The organism is Flavobacterium sp. ASW18X (assembly GCF_005144745.1).
Classification (GTDB): domain Bacteria; phylum Bacteroidota; class Bacteroidia; order Flavobacteriales; family Flavobacteriaceae; genus Croceivirga.
Map to the genome: position 1 here is coordinate 235,883 of NZ_SWKK01000003.1, position 20,666 is coordinate 256,548.

The window sequence follows — 20,666 nt, forward strand, 5'->3', positions numbered from 1 at the left end:
TCAGTTTCGGTTTAAAACAAAAAAAGCGCCGTAATAGGCGCTAATTTATTCGGTAAATTTAATTAATTCACTTCAAAAGTGATTTTAACATTCACACGGAATTCATCTATTTTTCCATCTTTTACCGTCGCATTCTGTTCATTTACGTAAACAGAACGTATGTTTTTTACGGATTTAGAAGCCTGCTCCACGGCATTTTTGGTGGCATCCTCCCAACTTTTGTTAGAGTTTGCCAATACTTCAATTACTTTTAAAACTGCCATAATAGTTACTGTTTTTAAATTTCTTTAAGATAAGAAATTCTTTACAAAATATGGGGAATTTTAAAGTTAACCGTTAAGCGCAACTACCTCTTCCACACGGTCACCAAGCATATTTTTAAGCATGGTTTCTATGCCATTTTTAAGTGTAAAGGTAGAAGATGGGCATCCGCTACAAGCACCTTGTAAAATAACATTAACCTTTTTAGTGTCTGGTTCGTAAGATTGAAAGAGAATATTACCGCCGTCACTTGCTACAGCTGGCTTTACATATTCTTCCAAGATATCTATAATTGCCTTGGAGGTATCATCATACTCCACCTCTGGTTGCGATTCTACTTTGTTAGAAGCTTTGGTTTGTGAAAGAGCATTTTCTGAAACTGCTGCTTTGCCCTCAGTAAAATAAGTTCGGATAAACTCACGCAATTCCATAGTAACATCATTCCATTCAGCTACATCAAACTTTGTAATCGAAACATAATTTTGATCCAAAAACACCTCTTTTACAAACGGAAAATGAAACAATTGTGTAGCCAGTTCAGATTCTTTGGCTTCATCAATATTTTTGAATTCAAAAATAGAAGGGACAATAGGTTTGTTTAGGACAAACTTCATCACAGCCGGATTAGGAGTTACCTCTGCATACACAGAAACAGGAGTGGTATCTTTTGTTTCTTCCATTACAATTGGCTCGCCCGCGTTTAAGTATTCTACTAGGTTCTGAGCTACTTCGTCCTTAACATCATTCCATTGTACAATATCAAAACGTTCTAGTGCAATGAAATTACCAGAAACATATACCGTTTTAATAAACGGAAGATGAAAAAGCTGTTGTGCTAAGGGGCTAGATTTAGCCTCGTCTATATTTTTAAATTCGTAATTGTTCTTTACTAAAAAATGATTTGCCTCAAACTTTAAAATGGCAGGATTGTTAGTCTCTACCACCGTGATATTATATTCTTTCATGGCTAAAATTTTGACAAAAATACAAAGTATTTATGGGGAACAACGCATATAATAATACTACTTTTGATGCGTTATAGTAGTTGTTTTTAGTTAACATAGAGCAACACATAGCCCCATACCAATGAAAAAGCTCCTTTTACTTATTCTTTTGATTGCACTTGTGCCTACAAGTAAGGCCCAAGAGGGTATTCCGGTTTATTTTGATTATTTAGCAGATAACTATTATCTAGTCTACCCTTCAATGGTAGGGATTGGAGAGGGGGGTAAGATAAGGTTAACTGCCCGCAAACAGTGGTTTAATGTGGATGAAGCACCAAGTTTGCAAACCCTTAATGCAAATTTTAGAGTAGGTAACAGAAGTGGTGTAGGGTTTATACTTTTTAATGATGCCAATGGGTATCACTCTCAAACAGGATTTAAAGGTACTTATGCGCATCATTTGCAATTAGCAGGTGATTTTAGAACATTAAATCAATTGTCTTTTGGTTTAAGTGCCGGAGCTATTTTAAGTAGCTTAGATGAAACTGAATTTAGATCTGTTGTTCCAGATCCAGAAGTGAGTGGTGTTAAGAATACAGTAAGCTATTTTAATGTAGATTTAGGTGTTTCTTATAACTATTTAGAATTTTATGCCCATGCAGCAATACTAAACCTTTTGGGTTCTGGTAGGGATTTGTATACGTTAGCAGAGTTTGATAATCTTAGAAGATATCTAATCTCTGCGGGGTATGTTTTTGGTAAAGGTGAGTTTAGAATAGAACCATCTGTCTTATTTCAACTAACAGATTTTACCAAGGAAAAAACTGTTGATATTAATGCGAAGGTGTATAAAGATTTGAATCCGACCACGACACTTTGGGCCGGTCTTTCTTATAGGAGAAGTTTTGATGGAGCACAATTTCAACAAGATGGTACGTTTGGAGAACAACGGTTGCAGTTGTTCACCCCTATAGTTGGGGTGAATCTTAACCGATTTATGTTTTCTTATAATTATTCTTACCAATCGGGTGATATCCGTTTTGATAATGGTGGATTTCATCAAATTACCTTAGGCTACGATTTTGGTGAGCAGCGTAAAGACAGATACGATTGCCATTGCCCTGCGGCTAATTAAAAAAGAAGACAGCATTACTGCTGCCTTTCTTTTTGCTGAACACTTATTTTTCCCACCTAAAATGCTTTTTAGCGGCTTGTTTTTTAATGGCGTTAAGCATGGCATTTTCTAGTTCACCACCTTTATTGGCCTGTTTGGCTATGTAGATTTCTCGTTTCCCATTCAATTTTTGTATTTCGGATTGCAATTTTTCTCGTTCTGCCTTTCGTTTTTTTAAAATAGTGTTAATCTCTTCGTCAGTTTTACCTCTTAATTCATTAGGTAAGGCGTCTTCTTCCAGCTCAGATACCGACACAGCTTTATCTTCTACAGCATCCACTAAGTCCCAAGAAGAATTCTTATACATTTTACTGCTTTTGCTAACAGCTCTATTTACAGCTACCTCTGCCTCTACCTCATAGGCATTGCTGTCTTGTTCTCGTTGCTTTTGTAGTTTGGCATTGCCTAGACTACCGTATGCTACATACGTTTGGTTAAGCTTACTATTTAACCTCATTATTTGGTTATCATAGGGAGTGTGTACATAAATCTGTTCTGCGTTATGGTCAATTGCCATGTAGTCGCCTCCAGTACGTATAGCACCGTCTTTCCACTGTGTAGCAATTCCTTGTGCATAGTTACCGCAGAAAATGGTGTTTACTACCACGTCTTTTTCTTTGGCTTGGCTTGCCGCATCTTTGTAATTTAAGCCGCCTTGGGTAAAAGGTTCATTACCTGCAATAAAAATAAGTTTTAAATCATCTTGATTTTTACCCCAATCTAACTGTTTTAAAGATGTGTTGATTACCGTTCCGCAATATTCTTCACCACTATTGGTGCTTAGTGAGAATAATTTTTCTGAAATATCATCTAAATCAGAACTAAAAGGTAAAACCTGCCTTAAATAGCCTTCCCTAGAAGAAAGATTGTCATTACCGTACTCGTAAAGCGCTATCTGTAATTCTGGCCGCTGGTCATTGCCACACTTAGCATAAGAGAATTCGTTTACAATATCCCATAACTGTGCTTTGGCTTGGTTAATGAGCCCGTCCATACTATTACTTGTATCTAAAAGCAACGCAATTTTTACAAACTGCTTTTCAGGTTCAGGGTGTACAAGTACACCTGCTTGGGCGGTTTCTAATGCTTCATTGGTAGGAGTGTTAAAATTGCAACTATAAACATTTAATAAGCAAAAGCTAGCCATGGTAGTGCTTAATAAAAATCGTGTTTTTCTCATGATGATTTCTTTTTTAGTTGCTCCAAAACTATAGGGAGTTTTATTTTAGAAAAATCGATAATTAGGTTCTGGTGTTGCGGAATGAGTGTCTAGGCTTTTTAATTGAGTAAAGTGGTTGTAACTAAGTTAAATGGGGCCGTTTATTGCTAAAAGTCATTTTTTATATCACCCTAAATAGCCTAAGTTTACTGGGATAATTATGTTATGCAGTATCGTTATTACATTGTGTCGTTTTTACTTTTTGTGGTTGCTAATTCTTTTAGTCAAAGTACACAATTGGATTCCGGTTTGTTTAAGCTGAGCGGGGAAGTACGAGCAGGGAACACTGGTAAACCTATAGCAGGTGTAAATGTGAGTACGGATGCAGGAGCTTATACGACCACAAATGCTTTCGGGACTTTTGTTATCAACGCTAGAATAGGAGAGGAGCTTATTTTTAGTGGTGCTGATATTGTCACCGTAAGGCATAGAATTACCTCTAAAGAAGAAGTAATTTTAGAAGTAGTGGATTATGATGAAGACAGGAGTGGCCGTGGAATGTCTAGTCAAGAAGAATACCAACGTTATTTGGATTCTGCACAATACTACAAAAAGAAGGATATAGAAAAGAGTTTAGATTTTATTGCTAAATCTATTGCTAGTCCAACGATTAGCCCTACCAAATCACAATTAAACACAAGTCTTACGTTGTTGGGAGAAGTATATTTATACCACCAACAGTATGATTTGGCTGTGGCCAACCTACAAGATGCCTTAAAAGCCAAAAAAACTATTAAATCTGCACTGTTGTTGTCAGAGGCTTTAGTGCTTGCTACAGATTATAAAGCTGCACTTACAGAGCTTAAAAAATTAGAAAAAATTAAGCGGATGGTACCCTACCAGCACATAGCGTATCTGGAGTTGCAGGCAGATGCACATAAAGGATTGGGAGATACGCGCAAAGCTTTAGAGTTTTATGAAGAAAGTTTACGGGTTGCAGAGCAAAACCAAGTAAGTCCTAAAGTAACGGACCTTACCAGTAAAATTGCGGATGCTTATGCTGCAAAGGATAGAAAAATAGAAGCCGAAGGATATTATAATAATTCGCTAAAGCTTTCCAAACAACAAGCGCCACAACGAGCAATTCAAGAGAACGAGAAGGTGGCAGATTTTTACAATAAAAGCAACAGGTTTACAGACGAGATTCAGCTTAGAAAAGAAAGCTTAAATCAGCTAAATGCCTTACCTAAAAAGCGGGTAGCTAAAGAAAAAAATGCAGCGGCGTCAGATTCCATTACTAGGCAGCGAATTAATTACAAAATAGCAAATGCCTATATAGCTCAAGATAAGCTAGAAGAGGCCATACCTTATTTGCAGAAAAGTATTGTTGAGGCGGATTCTGAGGACGATTTAATTGTACAAAAAGATGCTACACGTAAACTATCAGAAGTGTATGAATACAAAGGCGATTTCAGCAAGGCGTACCAGACCTATCAATCTTACGTAACCTTAGTAGATACTTTATATATTAGAAAAGAACAAGAACTGTCTAGATTGTCCAGATTAAATAGGGATATTGTAAACAAGCAGAATAGAATCTCTTCTTTAGAGCAAGAGCGAGAATTAGCACAGAGTAAATACAATTTAGCCTTGACGGAGCAGCAGTTGTTCCAAACAAGAACCAATTGGCAAAAATGGCTCATTTACTCCTTAGTGGCGGGCTTAGCCTTATTGGGCTTAATTGCATTTTTATACTATCGTAGTAACGAAAAACAAAAACTAGCCAACAACCTATTAGCTTTAAAATCGCTAAGAACTCAAATGAACCCTCATTTTATTTTTAATGCCCTAAATTCTGTCAACAATTATATTGCTAAGAGTGATGAGCGTAGTGCTAATAGATATTTGAGCGATTTTTCTAAGTTGATGCGTACCGTATTAGAAAATTCTGAAGAAGATTTTATTCCATTTGCAAAAGAGTTAGAACTGCTGCAACTGTATGTTAAGTTGGAGCATGCACGTTTCCCAGATAAGTTCGATTATGATATCGTAATTGGGGAAGAAGTAGTGATAAATCAATTCGAAATTCCTCCAATGTTAATACAACCCTATGTGGAGAATGCGGTTTGGCATGGATTAAGATATAAAAAGGAAAAAGGCTTTTTAAGAATTGAAATTCAGCAACCAAGCCAAGACGAATTAGAGGTAACCATTTTGGACAATGGTATTGGTAGAAAGCAATCTGCCATGCTCAAGACGCAGCATCAGAAAAAACAAAAATCTAAGGGCATGGGTAACATTAAAAAACGTGTAGCGATTTTAAATGATATGTATAAAAATAAAGTAGATGTTACTGTGGCCAATTTGTATGATGATGAAACAGGTACAAAGGTAATTTTACGTTTAAAAAAGGATTAATGAAATTAACAGCCATACTAGTAGAAGACGAAGCCAATAGTAGAGAAATATTAGGCAATTATTTAGCAAAATATTGTCCAGATGTTGCCTTGGTAGGAGAGGCGGCTACCATCAAAGAAGGAGTCGCTATTATTAAAGAAAAGCAACCGGACTTAGTGTTCTTAGATGTAGAAATGCCCTTTGGTAATGCGTTCGATTTGTTGGAGCAGTTGCCAGACCGCAATTTTGAGACAGTTTTTGTCACTGCCTACAATCATTATGCATTAGATGCTTTGAACAATCATGCTGCATATTATTTAATGAAGCCTATAGATATAGACGAATTGGTTAAAGCCGTAGAGTATGTGGTTGCAATAAAAACTAAAGAAAATGCTTTGGATGGTCAATTGCTGCAAGGCGGTTTTGCTAAAACAGAAGGTAAAATTACTATTCCGCAACAAGATGGTTTTCAGGTACTAGAGGTGTCAGATATATATTTTTGCAAGGCAGACGATAATTACACAGAAATTTATCTAGAAGAACGGAAGATAGTGGTCAGTAAAACGCTTAAGTATTTTGAAGAAGCATTGAGCGAATTTCCGTTTGTGAGAATTCATAAATCGTTTTTGGTGCACTTAAATCAAATTGTAAAATATAAGAAGGGTAAGGGGGGCAGTGTTGTTTTAACAAATGGTAAAGAACTTTCTGTTTCGGCCTCTAAAAAATCAGAACTATTAGCACACTTTAAATAATCTTTTATGTTGATAAAAACCGTAAACGGACATACGCCAGAATGGGGAGCAGATTGCTTTATTGCAGAAAATGCAACCATTGTAGGGCAAGTAACCATGGGTAACCAATGTAGCGTATGGTTTAATGCAGTGCTGCGTGGTGATGTTCATTTTATTAAACTAGGCAACAAGGTTAATATACAAGATGGCGCCGTTGTGCATTGTACCTACCAAAAATCTCCCACAACAATTGGTAATAATGTATCTATTGGGCATAATGCCATAGTACATGGCTGTACCATAAAGGATAATGTTTTGGTTGGTATGGGGGCTATAATTATGGACGATTGTGTTATTGAAAGTAACAGTATTATAGCAGCAGGTGCAGTGGTTACCAAGGGTACACATGTTGCCTCTGGTACTGTTTATGCTGGTATGCCTGCTAAAAAGATTAAAGAGGTAAGTCCGGAACTAAGTGCGGGAGAAATAGATAGGATAGCAAATAACTATGTAACCTACAGCAGTTGGTTTAAGTAAGTTACCTTGGCTATAAGGTTGGATTTCCTATTTTTGCGCAACTTAAAACCGTAAAGCAATGAACGCATATATATTTCCAGGACAAGGAGCACAATTTGTGGGTATGGGGTTAGACCTGTATGAAAAGTATCCTGTAGCACAAGAAATGTTCGAGAAAGCCAATTCTATTCTTGGTTTTTCTATGACAGATATTATGTTCCAAGGAACAGCAGAAGAACTCAAAGAAACTAAAGTTACGCAACCGGCTATCTTTTTGCATTCTGTAATTCTTTCCAAAGTAATGGGAGAGAGTTTTAAGCCAGATATGGTAGCAGGTCACTCTTTAGGAGAATTTTCTGCTCTTGTCGCTAATGGAACATTGCATTTTGAAGATGCACTTAAGCTAGTTTCTCAACGCGCAATGGCGATGCAAAAAGCATGCGAATTGCAGCCAAGTACTATGGCTGCCGTTTTAGGGTTAGAAGACAAAGTGGTAGAAGATATCTGTAGCGAAATGGAAGGTATAGTAGTGCCAGCCAACTACAACTGTCCTGGGCAATTGGTCATCTCTGGAGAAATAAAGGCTATAGAAGCTACCTGCGAAAAAATGAAAGAAGCAGGCGCACGTAGAGCGTTGGTTTTACCTGTTGGTGGGGCCTTTCATTCTCCTTTAATGGAACCGGCAAGAGAAGAACTTGCAGCAGCCATAGAGCAAACACAATTTAACGAGCCAGTGTGTCCGGTATACCAAAATGTAACTACTACAGCAGTAACGGATTCTAAAGAAATAAAAGAGAATTTAATAGCACAATTAACGGCACCAGTAAAATGGACGCAAAGTGTGGAGCAAATGCTAGCAGATGGGGCAACTAAATTTACAGAAGTAGGCCCTGGAAAGGTGTTGCAAGGCTTGGTGAAAAAGATTAATAGAGAGGTAGTTGCAGAAGGGGTAATACTTACATAAAAACCGCTATAAAAAGCAGTTTATCTAAGAAACATAGATTTTAGCTGTCTTTTAACTTAAGTCTATGTTTTTTTGGTAATATTGGGTCCCCCAAAAGAAATACGAAACACTATTATATTCTTGATATTCAGAATGAAAATGAAATCATGTAAAGCAGTATGCAATTATATGTCTTTTAGCTTAGGGGTAGCAAAACAAATTAAATCTCTTTTTTTGTTTTTATTGATGAGTGGAATTGCTTTAGGGCAAGTGCAAGTATCTATTGATGCTACAATTCCTAATGCGTTTGAAAATGGATCGGGTAATGGTGAGTTTACCATTGTATTAGAAAATGCTTCGCCACCAATACTTTTACCTAGTGTTTATCAAGTCAATTTAAATATATCAGGTACTGCTGATAATGACGTTGATTATGAAGAAATTCAAACTTTTGTCAACATCATTGTCCCAATTTTGCAGACAAGGGGTGAAGCGACCATTGTCATAGAGCCAAAAGAAGATTTCTTTTATGAAGATACTGAAAATGTAATTTTAGAAATTCTAGAATCGCCTCAATATGATATTGTGCCAGGAAAAGAAAGTGCTTCCGTTGCAATATTAGATGATGATTTTCCAGGTATTTTAGTGAACGGTATCAATGCTAGTGCCGGCCCTGTTCTTGGAACTACTACAGAAGACGGAAGTCAGGACGTAACTTTTTTAGTTACATTAGACAGTGAACCTACTGATGATGTAATCATCCAATTTGATGATTATTTGGATGGAGAAATTAGTGGTGAAAATAGTATTGTAATAACACCGTTAGAGTGGCAAACCGGAGTACCATTTACTGTAGAAGGAGTAGACGATAATATTGATGATGGGGATGTAATAACTACTATAATTGCTAATAATGTCACCTCTTTAGATGCAAACTATAATGCATTTACGGGGACTGATGTGCCGCAATTGGAAATTACAAACATAGACAATGATACTGCTGGTTTTACATTGTCACCTTTAAGTAATGATACGGAAGAAGATGGTACTGAAGCTAGGTTTACTATTGTTTTAAATACTGAACCTATAAATAATGATGTGGTTTTTGAGTTGACAACTATATCAGACGAAATCGAGATTTTTAATGAAGCTCCTGTTTTCACCTCAATGAACTGGAACACGCCTCAGACAATTATTTTGACAGGTCAGGATGATGATATTGTAGATGGTAATCAAATTTTTACTATTGTAGTTGCAGTAGAGTCAACTACTAATGATGTCAATTATTTAGCATTACCAGATCAACAGGTACAAGGTTTAAATATTGATAATGATTTTGCTGGATACACAGTGACTCCAACAATTTTAAGTACAGAAGAATCTGGGACTCAAGATAGTTTTACCATAGTTTTAGACGCAAGACCGGAGAATGAAGTGGCGTTTTCTTTGAATGTTACTTCTAATGAAGATGAAATTTCATTAAGTGATTCTAGTGTAGTTTTTAATAACACAAATTGGAATCAACCTAGAACTATCAATGTAACCGGGTTAGATGATACTGTTGTAGACGGTAATCAAAGTTTTGAAGTTAGTATTGACATAGATGCCGCAAATACTGATCCGCAATTTTTAGGTTTGTCAGAGACAGTTGTAATCGGTGAAAATTTGGACAACGATGTTGCTGGTTTTGTAGTTAATCCTAATGCTGTTAGTACCTCGGAAACTGGTTCCACTGCCGTTATTAGTGTTGTACTGACAGCTCAGCCCTTAACAGATGTTATATTTACCGTGAACTCGTCTGATGAGGATGAAGCCTCAGTGTCCCCTGGAAGTTTAATTTTTACTGATTTAAATTGGGATGAAGAGCAAGAAATTATAGTAAAAGGTGAGGATGATGAGGCTATAGATGGTAACCAGAACTTTCAAATAAGAATTGCTATAGATGATGCAAGTTCTGATGTAGAGTTTAGAAGTTTAAATGATTTTCTTGTTAATGGAATTAATAATGATAATGATGTAGATTGTGCTGAAGGTATAGAGCCTCCTGTGGTAGATAATAACCTTTCTACTGTTATATGCGATGAGGAATCATTCGATTTGGATAATTTTATTTCCAATTCTGCACCAAGCGGGTTCAATTTAACATGGAGTAATGATAGCAATCCATATAATACAGGTGCACATATAAGTAGTGTAGTAGAAGAGTCTGCCGTATATTATGGTTTTTATTACAATAATGGAGGTACGCCCATAATTACTGATGATGACTGTGCTACAGCTGCGATAGTAATCAATTTAGATTTTAGAGATGCTCCGGAAATAGAGAGCATAAATGGAGTTACGGTTTGTGAAGGTGAAAGTGATGTTGCTATTTCAGTTACGGCAACAACAGGAGCCCAAATTAATTGGTATCAGAACCTTAATGACAATTCTCCGCTTGCACAAGGAACCAGCTTTTCTGTCCCTGCAATAAACCAAACTACGAGCTTTTATGCAGAAGCTGCTCTTTCTGGTTGTGTTTCAGAAAGGGTAGAAGTTGTTGTAGAGGTAATTCCTGCGCCCATGCCAGGCACTCAAGTAATTAATAGTGTGTGTATAGAAGCAGGTCCAGACAATACTACGCTATTAAATTTAGAAGAAGTACTAGAGGGTGAAGGAACAGGTAACTGGAGTTTTGTATCTGGGCCATCAGCTGTCAGTATTTCAGATGATATTGTAGACTTTGATGGGTTAGAAGAAGGGGATTATATTTTTAGTTATACTACTACTGGTGCCATACCTCCTTGTGTTGATAGAGCAATACAATACACACTTTTGGCAGTAAATTGTTTTGAAGACACCGATGGAGACGGACTGTCCGATGGTGAAGAAACCAATTTAGGCACGAACCCTACCAATGCAGACACGGATGGAGATACGATAAACGATGGCCAAGAAGTACTGACAGATAATACCAATCCTTTAGACGATTGTGATTCAATAGGAGGAGTTCCATTGCCAGATGGCGATTGTGATATGGACGGATTAAGCAATGGCGAGGAGTTAGAGCTAGGTTCTGACCCTTATGACTCATGTGATCCAAACCTAGATAGTGAAGCATGTGGCGCTGACCCGGTAGATATTGCAATTACCAAAACGGTGAATGTATCTAGCCCACTATCAGGACGAGAAATCACCTTTACCATCACGGCTACCAATATAGTACCAGAAACTACAGCCATAAATGTAGAGGTGGTAGATGTATTGAGCAACCCTACGTATTTTGAGGTAGAAAGTGTTCGTTCAGAAGTTGCAGGGGAGGCTGTAGGAGAGTACGATATCCTTAGCGGTATATGGCGCATACCAGAATTACTAGGAGAAAGCACGGCAGTACTTACCATTACAGGTAGGGTATTGGTAAATGAACGAGTATCCTTTACCAATACCGCTAGTCTAAGACGTGTATCGCCAAGAGATAACAATTCAGAGAACGACAGTGCCACGGTGAGCATTAGTGTGCAATTGAGTGACTGTGTAGCCTCAGGAACCATTTGTAATCAGTTTTCTCCCAACGGAGATGGTGTAAATGATGTTTTAGTATTGGTAAATGCAACAGACTATCCAAACAGCTACTTGCAAATATTTAATAGATACGGTACGTCGGTGTATGAAAAGCGCGGCTACGATAATAGCTGGGATGGTACAGGGGATAATGGAGAATTGCCCAAAGGGACGTATTTTTACGTTTTAGATTTGGGCGACGGTTCTGATGTTACCAAAGGATGGATTCAAATCATAAGATAAGCGTAGGGCATTAGATGATTCACAAACAACGCATGCTGGCCTTTGTATTGGCCATAGTCAATATTAGTATTTCATGGGCTCAGAAAGAGCCTCAGTACACCCAATATATGTACAATGTGGGTAGTTTTAACCCGGCCTATGTAGGTTCTGTGGAGCATCTAGATTTTTCTTTGCTTTACCGCGCACAGTGGATAGAGGTACCTGGCGCTCCCACAACAGGGCGTTTTGGAGTCAATTACCCGTTTGAGAATAAAAAAATGGGCTTAGGTTTCAATGTGGTTAACGATGAGCTAGGTCCTTTAAACCAGACCTATGTAGATATCGCCTATTCGTATCAGGTAAATTTAAATGATGCTGCGCGATTGTCATTCGGTGTAGATGTAGGCGGTTCTTTTTTAAATATCGATTATACAAAGGGGAACTTTGAGAATCCGGCAGACCCATCTGCCGTAGGAGGTCAGTTCAATGGTTTTTACCCTACTATAGGTGCAGGTTTGTTTTTGTATGATGAAGATTGGTATGTAGGGGCCTCTGTACCTAACTTTCTAACCAATGGAATTTACAACGATGAGATAGGAAGTGTGGTAGAAGACAAGATACAATACAACCTTATAGGGGGGTATGTTTTTGAGTTGTCAGAAGAGGTGTTGTTTAAGCCTGCATTGTTATTCAATTACTTAGAGGGTGCCCCCATTAACCTGAATCTATCGGCTAATTTTCAATTTGCAGAGTTGGTAACACTAGGCGCATCATATAGAATAGATAATGCCATGAGTGGTTTGGCTGGAATACAAATCTCTAACAGTATCTTTTTTGGATATTCTTACGATTACAATACCAATGGCTTTGGGCAGTACAATAATGGTTCTCATGAGGCAATACTTAAGTTTTACTTAGGTAGAGAAGGTAGAGACCGTAGCGGTAGCAGTAAGAACAAGCGTTTTAAAGGTAAGCCCAAACAAATAGATTCTCCACGATTTTTTTAAATGGAAAATAAGCATATGTTGAGCAGAAGTATAGTTTTAATTTTGATGCTGGTATTAGCTACGGTCCATGGTCAGCAACGTGTCTCTAAAGGGGATGGGCATTTTTTTGCTTATGCGTATGACGAAGCAATAGTGGCGTATGAGAAAGATATCAAGAAAGGGTTAGTTTTATCTTCGGAGCAGAAATTGAATTTGGCAGATTGTTATTTTATGACTGGTGGGTATAAAAATGCCAATGAGTTATATCTGCAATTATTTGATTATGATGTAGATTTAGGTAGCAAACGGATAAATAGACTGTTTAGAAGTTTAGAGGAAACAGGAGATGTCGCAAAGGTTAGAGATTTGATATATAATGATTCTTTAAAATTGTCTAATCAGTTGATAGAGAACATGGATTTTAACAATCGATTACTTGCCAAGAATGTTCTACAATCAAATTTGGATTTCAATGTATTTTTAGCTGAAATTAGTTCCAATGAAAATGAATTTTCTCCAAGTTTTTATATAGAGGAATTATTATATACAACTTCTAAATCTATAGGGAATTCTGTGAAAAATAAAGAAGGTTATCTTAATATTTATTCAAGTAGTATAGTAGACGATGGTAACGCTAGAAGTCCTAAGCTTTTTAGTAAAATTCAAAACACAGATTTTCATGAGGCAACACCCTTTTATTCAGAAAAGCTAAATAGTATTTTTTATGTGCTCTCTAATACCTTTGAAGGCGAATTGGAATTCAATGAACAAGGAAAGAATGCTTTAGCTATTGGAATGCAACGCATTGATGGAGAATTTAGGTATTTGTGGCGTGATTTAAGTACGTCTTTCTACTATCCGTTTTACGATGAGCGCAATGGTAGACTGTACTTTGCGGCGGATTTTGGGGATGGTTACGGAGGTACAGACCTGTATTATGTGACCACCAATAATGGGCAAGTGATGTCTGCACCAGTAAACTTAGGTCCCCGTATCAATACCCTGGGTAATGAGGTGGCTCCGTACATCTTTGAAGGGACACTCTACTTTTCTTCCGATATTTTTTATGGTTTAGGCGGTATGGATGTGTACAAATCCGAACTACGAGAAGAGGACCAGTTTAGCATTCCTGTAAATTTAGGCACTGCGATTAACAGTGAAAAAGACGATTTTGGATTTATCATTCGTAATCACGGGGATGGATTGTTAGGGTACTTTTCTTCCAATAGAGAAGGCGGTCGTGGGGGAGATGATATCTATGGTTTTATGGTAGATGAAAAGCCAGGATTAAAAACCCTAGTGCTCTCAGGAACGGTACAAAAAGACCATAGAGGCAATGGTGTGTCTGCAGCATCGGTAGCGGTGTTAGATGGCAAGGGCGAAGTGCTAAAAGCCACTACTACCGACCAAGATGGGAATTACCATATAGAAATTCCATGGCAAGAAGAAGTAGTGGTAGAAGTATTTAAAAAGCGCTACAGTACGTTTTACAAAAAGTACGATGCCAGTGCTTTGGAAGCATTGCAAAAGACTCCCTTTAATCCCATTATCGCGGAATACGATGAGTGGGTAGAAGAAACAGAGGGGCAGAAAGTACTAAAACTGCGTAAGTTCTACTTTCAGAAAGGCAGTAGTACTATTACCCCGGCAATAGCAAAAGAATTGGATAAGGTAGTAGAAGCAGTAGGTTATTTTCCGCAGATGCAATTGCGCATAGAAACCCATACAGACAGTAGAGGGGGTAGTGCTACCAATTTTAGAATCACGCAAGCCCGTTCCAACGCGCTAAAGAAGTATTTAATACAGCAGGGGGTTCCGGCGTCTAACATTTTATACGCAGTAGGTTACGGAGAACAGAAAATCTTGAACGACTGTACCAATGGCAAGTTCTGTTTAGAGATGCTGCACCAACAAAACCAACGTTCGCTTTTTGTAGTGCTCAATGACAATATCTTGTTCGATTAATGCGCTAATACGCAATCCTCACAAGACTTTACCTTACCATAATACGTCTCACGGTATTTGTGAAGGGTACGAGTGGGAAATCCTAAAACGTACCTTTTAATGTAGGTTACCTTAGCAGAAAACATCCCCATTTTTGGATTGTATCGTCTTTCGTTTTTTGTCGTTCTCTTAATATAAACTAATCGCATAATTGGAATTTATGACTGACAAAGGTTTAAAACAAGCTAAGGAAAGTCAAGTTTAAACTGTTAATACTGTGGTAATCCTAGTTAAAACCTAAGGGTGTAACAATAGTAAATAGCAAAAAAACTTAAAAACACCATGCCTAAATAACTTAAGAAACGTAATCCGTAACTTGGCTTGTGTGCTTTAGGTATGTCTTTAGATGTAACAGCTTTTAAGTTCATCCATCCTAAAATAGGAGCAAAAACAAAAGAAACAAAGGTAGCTACTGTTACTAACTTGCCCATATCCGCTTTATAAAGATAAATGACTAGCCAGTTGGCGATAGCTAAGAGTAATATTAACCAAGTAAAATTGTTTTTTAGTTTTATCACGGAAGAAGAAGGATATAACTTTTGAACGATATCTAAACCAACTCTTGCAACCGCGTCGTGTGCTGTCATACAAGTGCTAAACATAGTAGCAAAGGCAGAAATCGCTATAAAAAAATAAGCCCACTGTCCAATATGGGCTGTAAATATGGTCACTAACTGGTCTGAAAATACTACGGCGCTACCACTAAGTTCAGTATTTGTGCCATAAAGAGTCAACCAACCAATAACTAAAAAGAATATCGCCAATAATCCCGTTATCCAATAACCAACTTTAAATTCCCTAAGTGCTTCTGAAACGGATGGTGGATTATCCATGCTATTTAGTTTTTCAACACTCCACATGCTTACCCAACCTGCAGCTTCCACGGCAGTGGGCATCCACCCAACCAAACCTATTAAAAATAATATTCCAACTTCATCAAATAATTCGGGTGATGAAAAATTGGGAACAGGAGTTGTAGGACCTTTGTAAAGTACTAAGAATGTTGTAGCGAGTAGTACTACAAATAAAATGGAGACTACAATTTTAAGAGCGTTCTCTAAAAAACGATATCTGCCAACAATCAGTAAAATACTTATTAAAATAAAAAGTACTAACGCAGCCCAATTTAAACTCCATTCCAAAGCCAACAGATTTACCATCAAACCTGCAGTAACCACATATAATGCCGCTAAAATAGTCAGCATACTTACTAAGGTTATTAAGGCATAGATGTATAAATAGGGTTTGCCTAAGCGTAAATATCCTTCAATAAGCGTTTTTCTTGTTGCATTGGTGTAGCGTACTCCAAACTCAAAGAACGGATACTTAAGTACATTAGCAAGAATGATTGGCACAACCATAATCCAGCCGTATTGAGCTCCAGCTTTTGTAGATAATACCAGATGAGACGTGCCAATAGCCATACTGGCAAATAGAATTCCAGGTCCTAAACTTTTTAAAAGGATTTCACAGAAAAATAGTGCGGTTATTTTGAGTTGGTGACTCTAAAATACACTTTTTACCCTTGGCTAAGAAATACTATATTTAGTGTCTTTGTACGATAGAATTAAAATGAAAATTTTAAAACGAATAATGATTTGGCTATTAGCTGGTATTGGAGTTTTGGTGATTGGTTACCTTTTAGGACCACAAGTGCAACGACCTAATTTAAAAATGAAGTGGCCAAAAGTAAGTAGAGATTTAATAAAGTTAGAAAAATCTTTAAAAGCTAGAGAGGCCAAGGTATTGAACATTAGACCTGATAACCACGCTAGAATTATTTGGGCAGATAGTATTCCTAAAAAGACCAAATACAGCTTAGTGTATTTACACGGTTGGTCTGCAAGCCAAGAAGAAGGGGACCCAATACATAGGCAAACGGCATACAATTATGGCATGAATTTATTTTTGCCTCGTTTAGCAGGGCACGGTTTGGAAGAAGAAGAGGCTATGTTAGAATTAACAGCAGATAAAATTTTAGCATCTGCAAAAGAAGCTGTCGCTATTGCAGCGCAATTAGGAGAAAAAGTAATAGTAATGGGTACATCTACTGGGGGTACATTAGGATTACAACTTGCAACGGAAAATAAAAATATAGTTGCTCTACTCTTATATTCTCCCAATATTGAAATCTATGATTCGTCCTCTAAATTGCTTTCTATGCCTTGGGGTTTACAGTTGGCAAAGCTTGTAAAGGGCGGTGATTATCATGAATTTGATACTGATATTGAATTGAAAAATCAATATTGGACTACAAAATATCGTTTAGAAGCTTTGACTCATTTACAAGTTCTGGTTGATGAAACTATGACTCCAGAGACCTTTTCTAAAGTAGAGCAACCCTTATTTTTAGGGTATTATTATAAGGATGAAGAACACCAAGATAATGTAGTTTCTGTACCCGCCATGCAAAACATGTTTAAAATGCTAGGTACTACTACCGATAAAAAAAGAGAAATAGCTTTTCCTAATGCCGGTGATCATGTTATGACTTCCCATATCACGTCCAAAGATATAGAAAGCGTACAACTAGAAACTAATAAATTCATAGAAGAAGTGTTGGGTATTGAGCCAAGAAGTATTAAGTAACGCTATACTTAGTATGTCTTTTTATCTTGCTTATCGGCCCAATTTTTAAAAACAGGCCACGCATCATTGCGCAACAATTGCTTAAAAGGGATGCTTCTTTGGTCCATGGCTAAATCTAGTTCATCATAAATAAACTGGTCATCAAAATCAATAGCTTTTGCATCTGCTTTTGTACAACCGTAAAATACAGCTTTTGGTCTTGCCCAGTAGATGGCGCCTAAACACATAGGGCAAGGTTCGCAAGAAGTATAAATTATGCAGTCGGTGAGTTGAAAACTACCAAGTTTTTCACACGCTTCCCGTATAACAACCATTTCTGCATGGGCCGTAGGGTCATTGGTAGAGGTGACTCTATTATGGCCTTCTGCAATAATTTCATTGTTTTTTACCACCACAGCGCCGAAAGGACCGCCAGCATTACTGTTCATTCCTTTAGCAGCCATTTCTATGGCACGTTTCATAAAATAAGCATCGTTCTTTTGCATTTTCACTATCATTTAGATTCTTAGCAAAAATAGATAAAAGCTAGGGGTGGGCTATCTAATTAGAGCAAGAATCTCTCAGTAATTTTGGACTTAAACACTGTAACCACATCTTCTAGCACATATATTTTTAATAACTAAATGGTGAATTAGAATAAGATAGTTCTATAGCCAGTGGGTTAATTTACCCAATCAAAATAGGTGGTGTTAATAGCCTCTTTTTCGGTGTGTATGTAGGCGATAAAAGCTTCTGCTACGGGAGATAGTTTTTTCTTTTTTAGGCACACTAAGTTCCACTCCGTGGTTATAGGTAGTCCCTTAAAAGGAATCACAGATATTTGACCTGTTTCTACCGCATTCTTAATGCCAATCATGGGCATAATGCTGTAACCCAAACCAGCAATTACGGCTTGTTTCAGAGCTTCGTTAGAAGTGAGTTCTATTTTCTTTTTTACTAATAGGTCTTGTTGTTTTATAAATTTTTCCATGGCATTACGGGTGGCAGAACCGTACTCTCTAAATAAGAGAGGACCATCTTCAAAAATTCTTTTTTTAGCTATTTTCTGTTGTTGCAATCGTTGCGTACCCCCAACAAGAAAGAGTTCGTTTTTTAAAAGTGGTATGGTCTCTAATTCTAAATGCTCTGGTAATACAGATACCAACGCAAAGTCTACCTTATTTTGTTCTAAATCTTCTACTACTCTTAATTTGTTAGTTACATCCATTTTAAATTCGATTGCTGGATGTGCATTTACAAATCCGGATAAATAGTAAGGCATTACATACTTTCCAGTAGACACTACTGCAATGGATAAATTGCCCGCCAATTTGCCATGGTACATGTCAATTTTTTGATTTATTCTATCGTATTTATCTAAAATTTCTTGCGCCTCTTGCGCTATTTCTAGCCCAAATGGGGTTACGTATAGTTTTCTGCCAACTACTTCTGTTAATGGAATAGAGAATTGTTCTTGCAATTTTTTTAGCTGAATGGATACGGCAGGTTGAGTAAGATGTAAAACCTCTGAAGCCTTGGTAATACTAGATTGTTTAACTACTTCCACAAAAATTTGAAGCTGATGAAAAGTAAAATGCATTTATAATAGTTAATGAATGTTATAATAAATATAAATAAAAATTAATGAAATGCATCGTGCATATTTGCAAACAAAAAATATGCGAGTAGTTAAATCATTTAAACCAGAAACAGGGATGCGCCATACCCTAGGTTCAAAAAGTAAAAGTAGAAATGGATGGTCTTTCCTTTTCCTCAATACGTATGCTTTAGCAGTATTGGTTTTAGCTTTCCTTATACAAAGTCCAATGCAACCTTTCTTAGTTAAAGGGGCATTACTACTCTTATTGATTTCAATTTTTAAAACTATTTAATAACTAAATCATGGTACAAACAAAAACCGAAATTCAATTGGTAGACGGAACGTTTACAGTATCAGAAGCTACAGATTTACTAGTGGCTTTATTAGAAGAGAAAATCAACTTTCACAAATTACATCGGCTTTCGTTGGGTGAGCGTTATCCTGATAGTGACACGGATTATGATGATAACCGAATTCACCAGTTGATGCAAGAGCGAACACGTGTAAAGAAGTTATACCAAGAAATAGACAACCCTTCTGCAAAAATTAAAATAGAAGGCATCTTAAACATTTCTTTAGAGGATTAGATTTAAACAGACAACGCGGTAAATGGACTTACATCTACTATTTGATAATTTGACGAACCCTGCACTTTTATTTTTTGTTTTAGGAATTACGGCGGCACAGCTTAAAAGTGACTTAGAAATTCCGAAAAATTCTTCTAAATTTATTTCTCTTTATTTGTTATTAGCTATCGGGTTTAAAGGAGGTCAAGAGCTTGCACATAGTGTCTTTACGGTAGAAATTGTGTATGCTATTGTAGCAGGATTATTACTTGCTTTACTAGTGCCTTTGTATACCTTTTTTGTGCTAAGACTTAGATTTACAGTGGAAAATGCAGGCGCCATTGCAGCAGCCTACGGTTCTGTAAGTGCAGTCACTTTTGTTACTGCTGTAAGTTTTCTGGAGCTAGAAGGTATAAACTTTGGTGGCCATATGGTGGCCGTTATGGCATTAATGGAAGCACCCTCCATTATTATAGGAGTGCTATTAATGCGGTTGTATTCTAATGGCAGAAAATCTAAATCAGAATTTATTTCGCTTTTTAAACATGCCTTAACCAATGGCAGTGTTTTGTTGATTCTTGGGAGTTTGTGTATTGGTTTTATTGCGAGCGACATCCAAGCCGAGGGTATAAAACCCTTTACCACAGATATTTTTAAAGGGTTCTTAGCGGTGTTTTTATTGGATATGGGTATTACTAGTGGTAAAAAGATTGGAGCTTTGGTTAAAAAAGGGTGGTTTGCATTAACGTTCTCCATTCTTATTCCTATAATTAACGGCGTGCTAATAGCTAAATTATCTGGCTTGTTTTTAACCGAAATAGGAGACCGATTTTTGCTGACGATTTTGGCTGCAAGTGCATCTTATATTGCTGTCCCAGCGGCCATGCGTATAGCAGCGCCAAAAGCCAATCCCAGTTTATATTTGCCAATGGCATTAGCCATAACTTTTCCATTTAATATTACTCTAGGAATGCCTTTATACATGTGTGTTATTACGTGGTAGTATTACTTGTAGTAGGTATTTTATAAACCCTGTAAACAATAAAGTTGCGCAG

18 protein-coding genes are annotated in these 20,666 nt (G+C 37.1%); 12 read left to right on the forward strand and 6 right to left on the reverse strand.

The window, feature by feature from the left end:
- Positions 1 to 62: 62 nt before the first annotated feature.
- Both FBT53_RS02030 and FBT53_RS02035 read right to left on the reverse strand, forming a co-directional pair.
- A complete protein-coding gene (locus FBT53_RS02030; RefSeq protein ID WP_136949502.1) occupies positions 63 to 263 on the reverse strand; it encodes a dodecin family protein in 201 nt (66 codons plus the stop codon).
- A gap of 66 nt (positions 264 to 329) precedes the next feature.
- Positions 330 to 1,226, reverse strand: coding sequence for a NifU family protein (locus FBT53_RS02035; RefSeq protein ID WP_136949503.1), 897 nt, complete (start codon positions 1,224 to 1,226; stop codon positions 330 to 332).
- Positions 1,227 to 1,347: 121 nt separating this feature from the next.
- Between FBT53_RS02035 and FBT53_RS02040 the strand changes: the two genes are divergently transcribed.
- A complete protein-coding gene (locus FBT53_RS02040; protein ID WP_136949504.1) occupies positions 1,348 to 2,340 on the forward strand; it encodes a type IX secretion system membrane protein PorP/SprF in 993 nt (330 codons plus the stop codon).
- A gap of 43 nt (positions 2,341 to 2,383) precedes the next feature.
- Here FBT53_RS02040 and FBT53_RS02045 read toward each other — a convergent pair whose 3' ends face one another.
- Positions 2,384 to 3,559 carry a VWA domain-containing protein gene (locus FBT53_RS02045; protein ID WP_136949505.1) on the reverse strand — a complete coding sequence of 392 codons (1,176 nt, stop codon included), beginning with the start codon at positions 3,557 to 3,559 and terminating at the stop codon, positions 2,384 to 2,386.
- 204 nt (positions 3,560 to 3,763) lie between these two features.
- Between FBT53_RS02045 and FBT53_RS02050 the strand changes: the two genes are divergently transcribed.
- The 7 genes from FBT53_RS02050 to FBT53_RS02080 all read left to right on the forward strand — a co-directional run bounded on the left by FBT53_RS02050 (position 3,764) and on the right by FBT53_RS02080 (position 14,838).
- Complete coding sequence (locus tag FBT53_RS02050; RefSeq protein ID WP_136949506.1) at positions 3,764 to 5,956, forward strand: histidine kinase; 2,193 nt, start codon at positions 3,764 to 3,766, stop codon at positions 5,954 to 5,956.
- Positions 5,956 to 6,687, forward strand: a complete 732-nt coding sequence (locus FBT53_RS02055) for a LytTR family DNA-binding domain-containing protein (RefSeq protein WP_136949507.1) — start codon at positions 5,956 to 5,958, stop codon at positions 6,685 to 6,687. Before FBT53_RS02050 ends, FBT53_RS02055 begins: the two co-directional genes overlap by 1 nt.
- Before the next feature lie 6 nt (positions 6,688 to 6,693).
- Positions 6,694 to 7,203: a gamma carbonic anhydrase family protein gene (locus FBT53_RS02060; protein ID WP_136949508.1), complete on the forward strand. Its 510-nt coding sequence runs from the start codon at positions 6,694 to 6,696 to the stop codon at positions 7,201 to 7,203.
- A 58-nt stretch (positions 7,204 to 7,261) separates the two neighbouring features.
- A complete protein-coding gene (gene fabD, locus FBT53_RS02065) occupies positions 7,262 to 8,146 on the forward strand; it encodes an ACP S-malonyltransferase (protein WP_136949509.1) in 885 nt (294 codons plus the stop codon).
- A 168-nt stretch (positions 8,147 to 8,314) separates the two neighbouring features.
- Positions 8,315 to 11,908: a gliding motility-associated C-terminal domain-containing protein gene (locus tag FBT53_RS02070; protein WP_169630303.1), complete on the forward strand. Its 3,594-nt coding sequence runs from the start codon at positions 8,315 to 8,317 to the stop codon at positions 11,906 to 11,908.
- A 14-nt stretch (positions 11,909 to 11,922) separates the two neighbouring features.
- On the forward strand, positions 11,923 to 12,894 hold the full coding sequence (locus tag FBT53_RS02075; RefSeq protein ID WP_136949511.1) for a type IX secretion system membrane protein PorP/SprF: 972 nt from the start codon (positions 11,923 to 11,925) through the stop codon (positions 12,892 to 12,894).
- A complete protein-coding gene (locus FBT53_RS02080) occupies positions 12,895 to 14,838 on the forward strand; it encodes an OmpA family protein (RefSeq protein WP_240729744.1) in 1,944 nt (647 codons plus the stop codon).
- A 269-nt stretch (positions 14,839 to 15,107) separates the two neighbouring features.
- Here FBT53_RS02080 and FBT53_RS02090 read toward each other — a convergent pair whose 3' ends face one another.
- Positions 15,108 to 16,301: an NRAMP family divalent metal transporter gene (locus tag FBT53_RS02090; protein WP_136949513.1), complete on the reverse strand. Its 1,194-nt coding sequence runs from the start codon at positions 16,299 to 16,301 to the stop codon at positions 15,108 to 15,110.
- A 169-nt stretch (positions 16,302 to 16,470) separates the two neighbouring features.
- Here FBT53_RS02090 and FBT53_RS02095 point away from each other — a divergent pair, with 169 nt between their 5' ends.
- Positions 16,471 to 17,466 (forward strand): alpha/beta hydrolase, encoded by a 996-nt coding sequence (locus FBT53_RS02095; protein ID WP_240729745.1) that lies wholly within the window; start codon positions 16,471 to 16,473, stop codon positions 17,464 to 17,466.
- An 8-nt stretch (positions 17,467 to 17,474) separates the two neighbouring features.
- Here FBT53_RS02095 and FBT53_RS02100 read toward each other — a convergent pair whose 3' ends face one another.
- Together FBT53_RS02100 and FBT53_RS02105 are read right to left on the reverse strand one after the other, a co-directional pair.
- Positions 17,475 to 17,951 carry a nucleoside deaminase gene (locus tag FBT53_RS02100; RefSeq protein ID WP_136949515.1) on the reverse strand — a complete coding sequence of 159 codons (477 nt, stop codon included), beginning with the start codon at positions 17,949 to 17,951 and terminating at the stop codon, positions 17,475 to 17,477.
- Positions 17,952 to 18,127: 176 nt separating this feature from the next.
- On the reverse strand, positions 18,128 to 19,045 hold the full coding sequence (locus FBT53_RS02105) for a LysR family transcriptional regulator (RefSeq protein ID WP_136949516.1): 918 nt from the start codon (positions 19,043 to 19,045) through the stop codon (positions 18,128 to 18,130).
- Positions 19,046 to 19,124: 79 nt separating this feature from the next.
- Between FBT53_RS02105 and FBT53_RS02110 the strand changes: the two genes are divergently transcribed.
- From FBT53_RS02110 to FBT53_RS02120, 3 genes are read left to right on the forward strand one after another with little or no spacing between them, the layout of a single operon-like run.
- Positions 19,125 to 19,337: a hypothetical protein gene (locus tag FBT53_RS02110; RefSeq protein ID WP_136949517.1), complete on the forward strand. Its 213-nt coding sequence runs from the start codon at positions 19,125 to 19,127 to the stop codon at positions 19,335 to 19,337.
- Positions 19,338 to 19,347: 10 nt separating this feature from the next.
- Positions 19,348 to 19,632 carry a hypothetical protein gene (locus tag FBT53_RS02115; protein WP_136949518.1) on the forward strand — a complete coding sequence of 95 codons (285 nt, stop codon included), beginning with the start codon at positions 19,348 to 19,350 and terminating at the stop codon, positions 19,630 to 19,632.
- A 22-nt stretch (positions 19,633 to 19,654) separates the two neighbouring features.
- Complete coding sequence (locus tag FBT53_RS02120; RefSeq protein ID WP_136949519.1) at positions 19,655 to 20,614, forward strand: sodium-dependent bicarbonate transport family permease; 960 nt, start codon at positions 19,655 to 19,657, stop codon at positions 20,612 to 20,614.
- Positions 20,615 to 20,666 lie beyond the last annotated feature (52 nt).

What these genes read in the sequence shown, in the direction of transcription:
- FBT53_RS02030 (WP_136949502.1), bottom strand. Translation starts at nt 263, where the DNA reads ATGGCAGTTTTAAAAGTAATTGAAGTATTGGCAAACTCTAACAAAAGT.
- FBT53_RS02035 (WP_136949503.1), bottom strand. Translation starts at nt 1,226, where the DNA reads ATGAAAGAATATAATATCACGGTGGTAGAGACTAACAATCCTGCCATT.
- FBT53_RS02040 (WP_136949504.1), top strand. Translation starts at nt 1,348, where the DNA reads ATGAAAAAGCTCCTTTTACTTATTCTTTTGATTGCACTTGTGCCTACA.
- FBT53_RS02045 (WP_136949505.1), bottom strand. Translation starts at nt 3,559, where the DNA reads ATGAGAAAAACACGATTTTTATTAAGCACTACCATGGCTAGCTTTTGC.
- FBT53_RS02050 (WP_136949506.1), top strand. Translation starts at nt 3,764, where the DNA reads ATGCAGTATCGTTATTACATTGTGTCGTTTTTACTTTTTGTGGTTGCT.
- FBT53_RS02055 (WP_136949507.1), top strand. Translation starts at nt 5,956, where the DNA reads ATGAAATTAACAGCCATACTAGTAGAAGACGAAGCCAATAGTAGAGAA.
- FBT53_RS02060 (WP_136949508.1), top strand. Translation starts at nt 6,694, where the DNA reads ATGTTGATAAAAACCGTAAACGGACATACGCCAGAATGGGGAGCAGAT.
- fabD (WP_136949509.1), top strand. Translation starts at nt 7,262, where the DNA reads ATGAACGCATATATATTTCCAGGACAAGGAGCACAATTTGTGGGTATG.
- FBT53_RS02070 (WP_169630303.1), top strand. Translation starts at nt 8,315, where the DNA reads ATGTCTTTTAGCTTAGGGGTAGCAAAACAAATTAAATCTCTTTTTTTG.
- FBT53_RS02075 (WP_136949511.1), top strand. Translation starts at nt 11,923, where the DNA reads ATGATTCACAAACAACGCATGCTGGCCTTTGTATTGGCCATAGTCAAT.
- FBT53_RS02080 (WP_240729744.1), top strand. Translation starts at nt 12,895, where the DNA reads ATGGAAAATAAGCATATGTTGAGCAGAAGTATAGTTTTAATTTTGATG.
- FBT53_RS02090 (WP_136949513.1), bottom strand. Translation starts at nt 16,301, where the DNA reads ATGGCTATTGGCACGTCTCATCTGGTATTATCTACAAAAGCTGGAGCT.
- FBT53_RS02095 (WP_240729745.1), top strand. Translation starts at nt 16,471, where the DNA reads ATGATTTGGCTATTAGCTGGTATTGGAGTTTTGGTGATTGGTTACCTT.
- FBT53_RS02100 (WP_136949515.1), bottom strand. Translation starts at nt 17,951, where the DNA reads ATGCAAAAGAACGATGCTTATTTTATGAAACGTGCCATAGAAATGGCT.
- FBT53_RS02105 (WP_136949516.1), bottom strand. Translation starts at nt 19,045, where the DNA reads ATGCATTTTACTTTTCATCAGCTTCAAATTTTTGTGGAAGTAGTTAAA.
- FBT53_RS02110 (WP_136949517.1), top strand. Translation starts at nt 19,125, where the DNA reads ATGCGAGTAGTTAAATCATTTAAACCAGAAACAGGGATGCGCCATACC.
- FBT53_RS02115 (WP_136949518.1), top strand. Translation starts at nt 19,348, where the DNA reads ATGGTACAAACAAAAACCGAAATTCAATTGGTAGACGGAACGTTTACA.
- FBT53_RS02120 (WP_136949519.1), top strand. Translation starts at nt 19,655, where the DNA reads ATGGACTTACATCTACTATTTGATAATTTGACGAACCCTGCACTTTTA.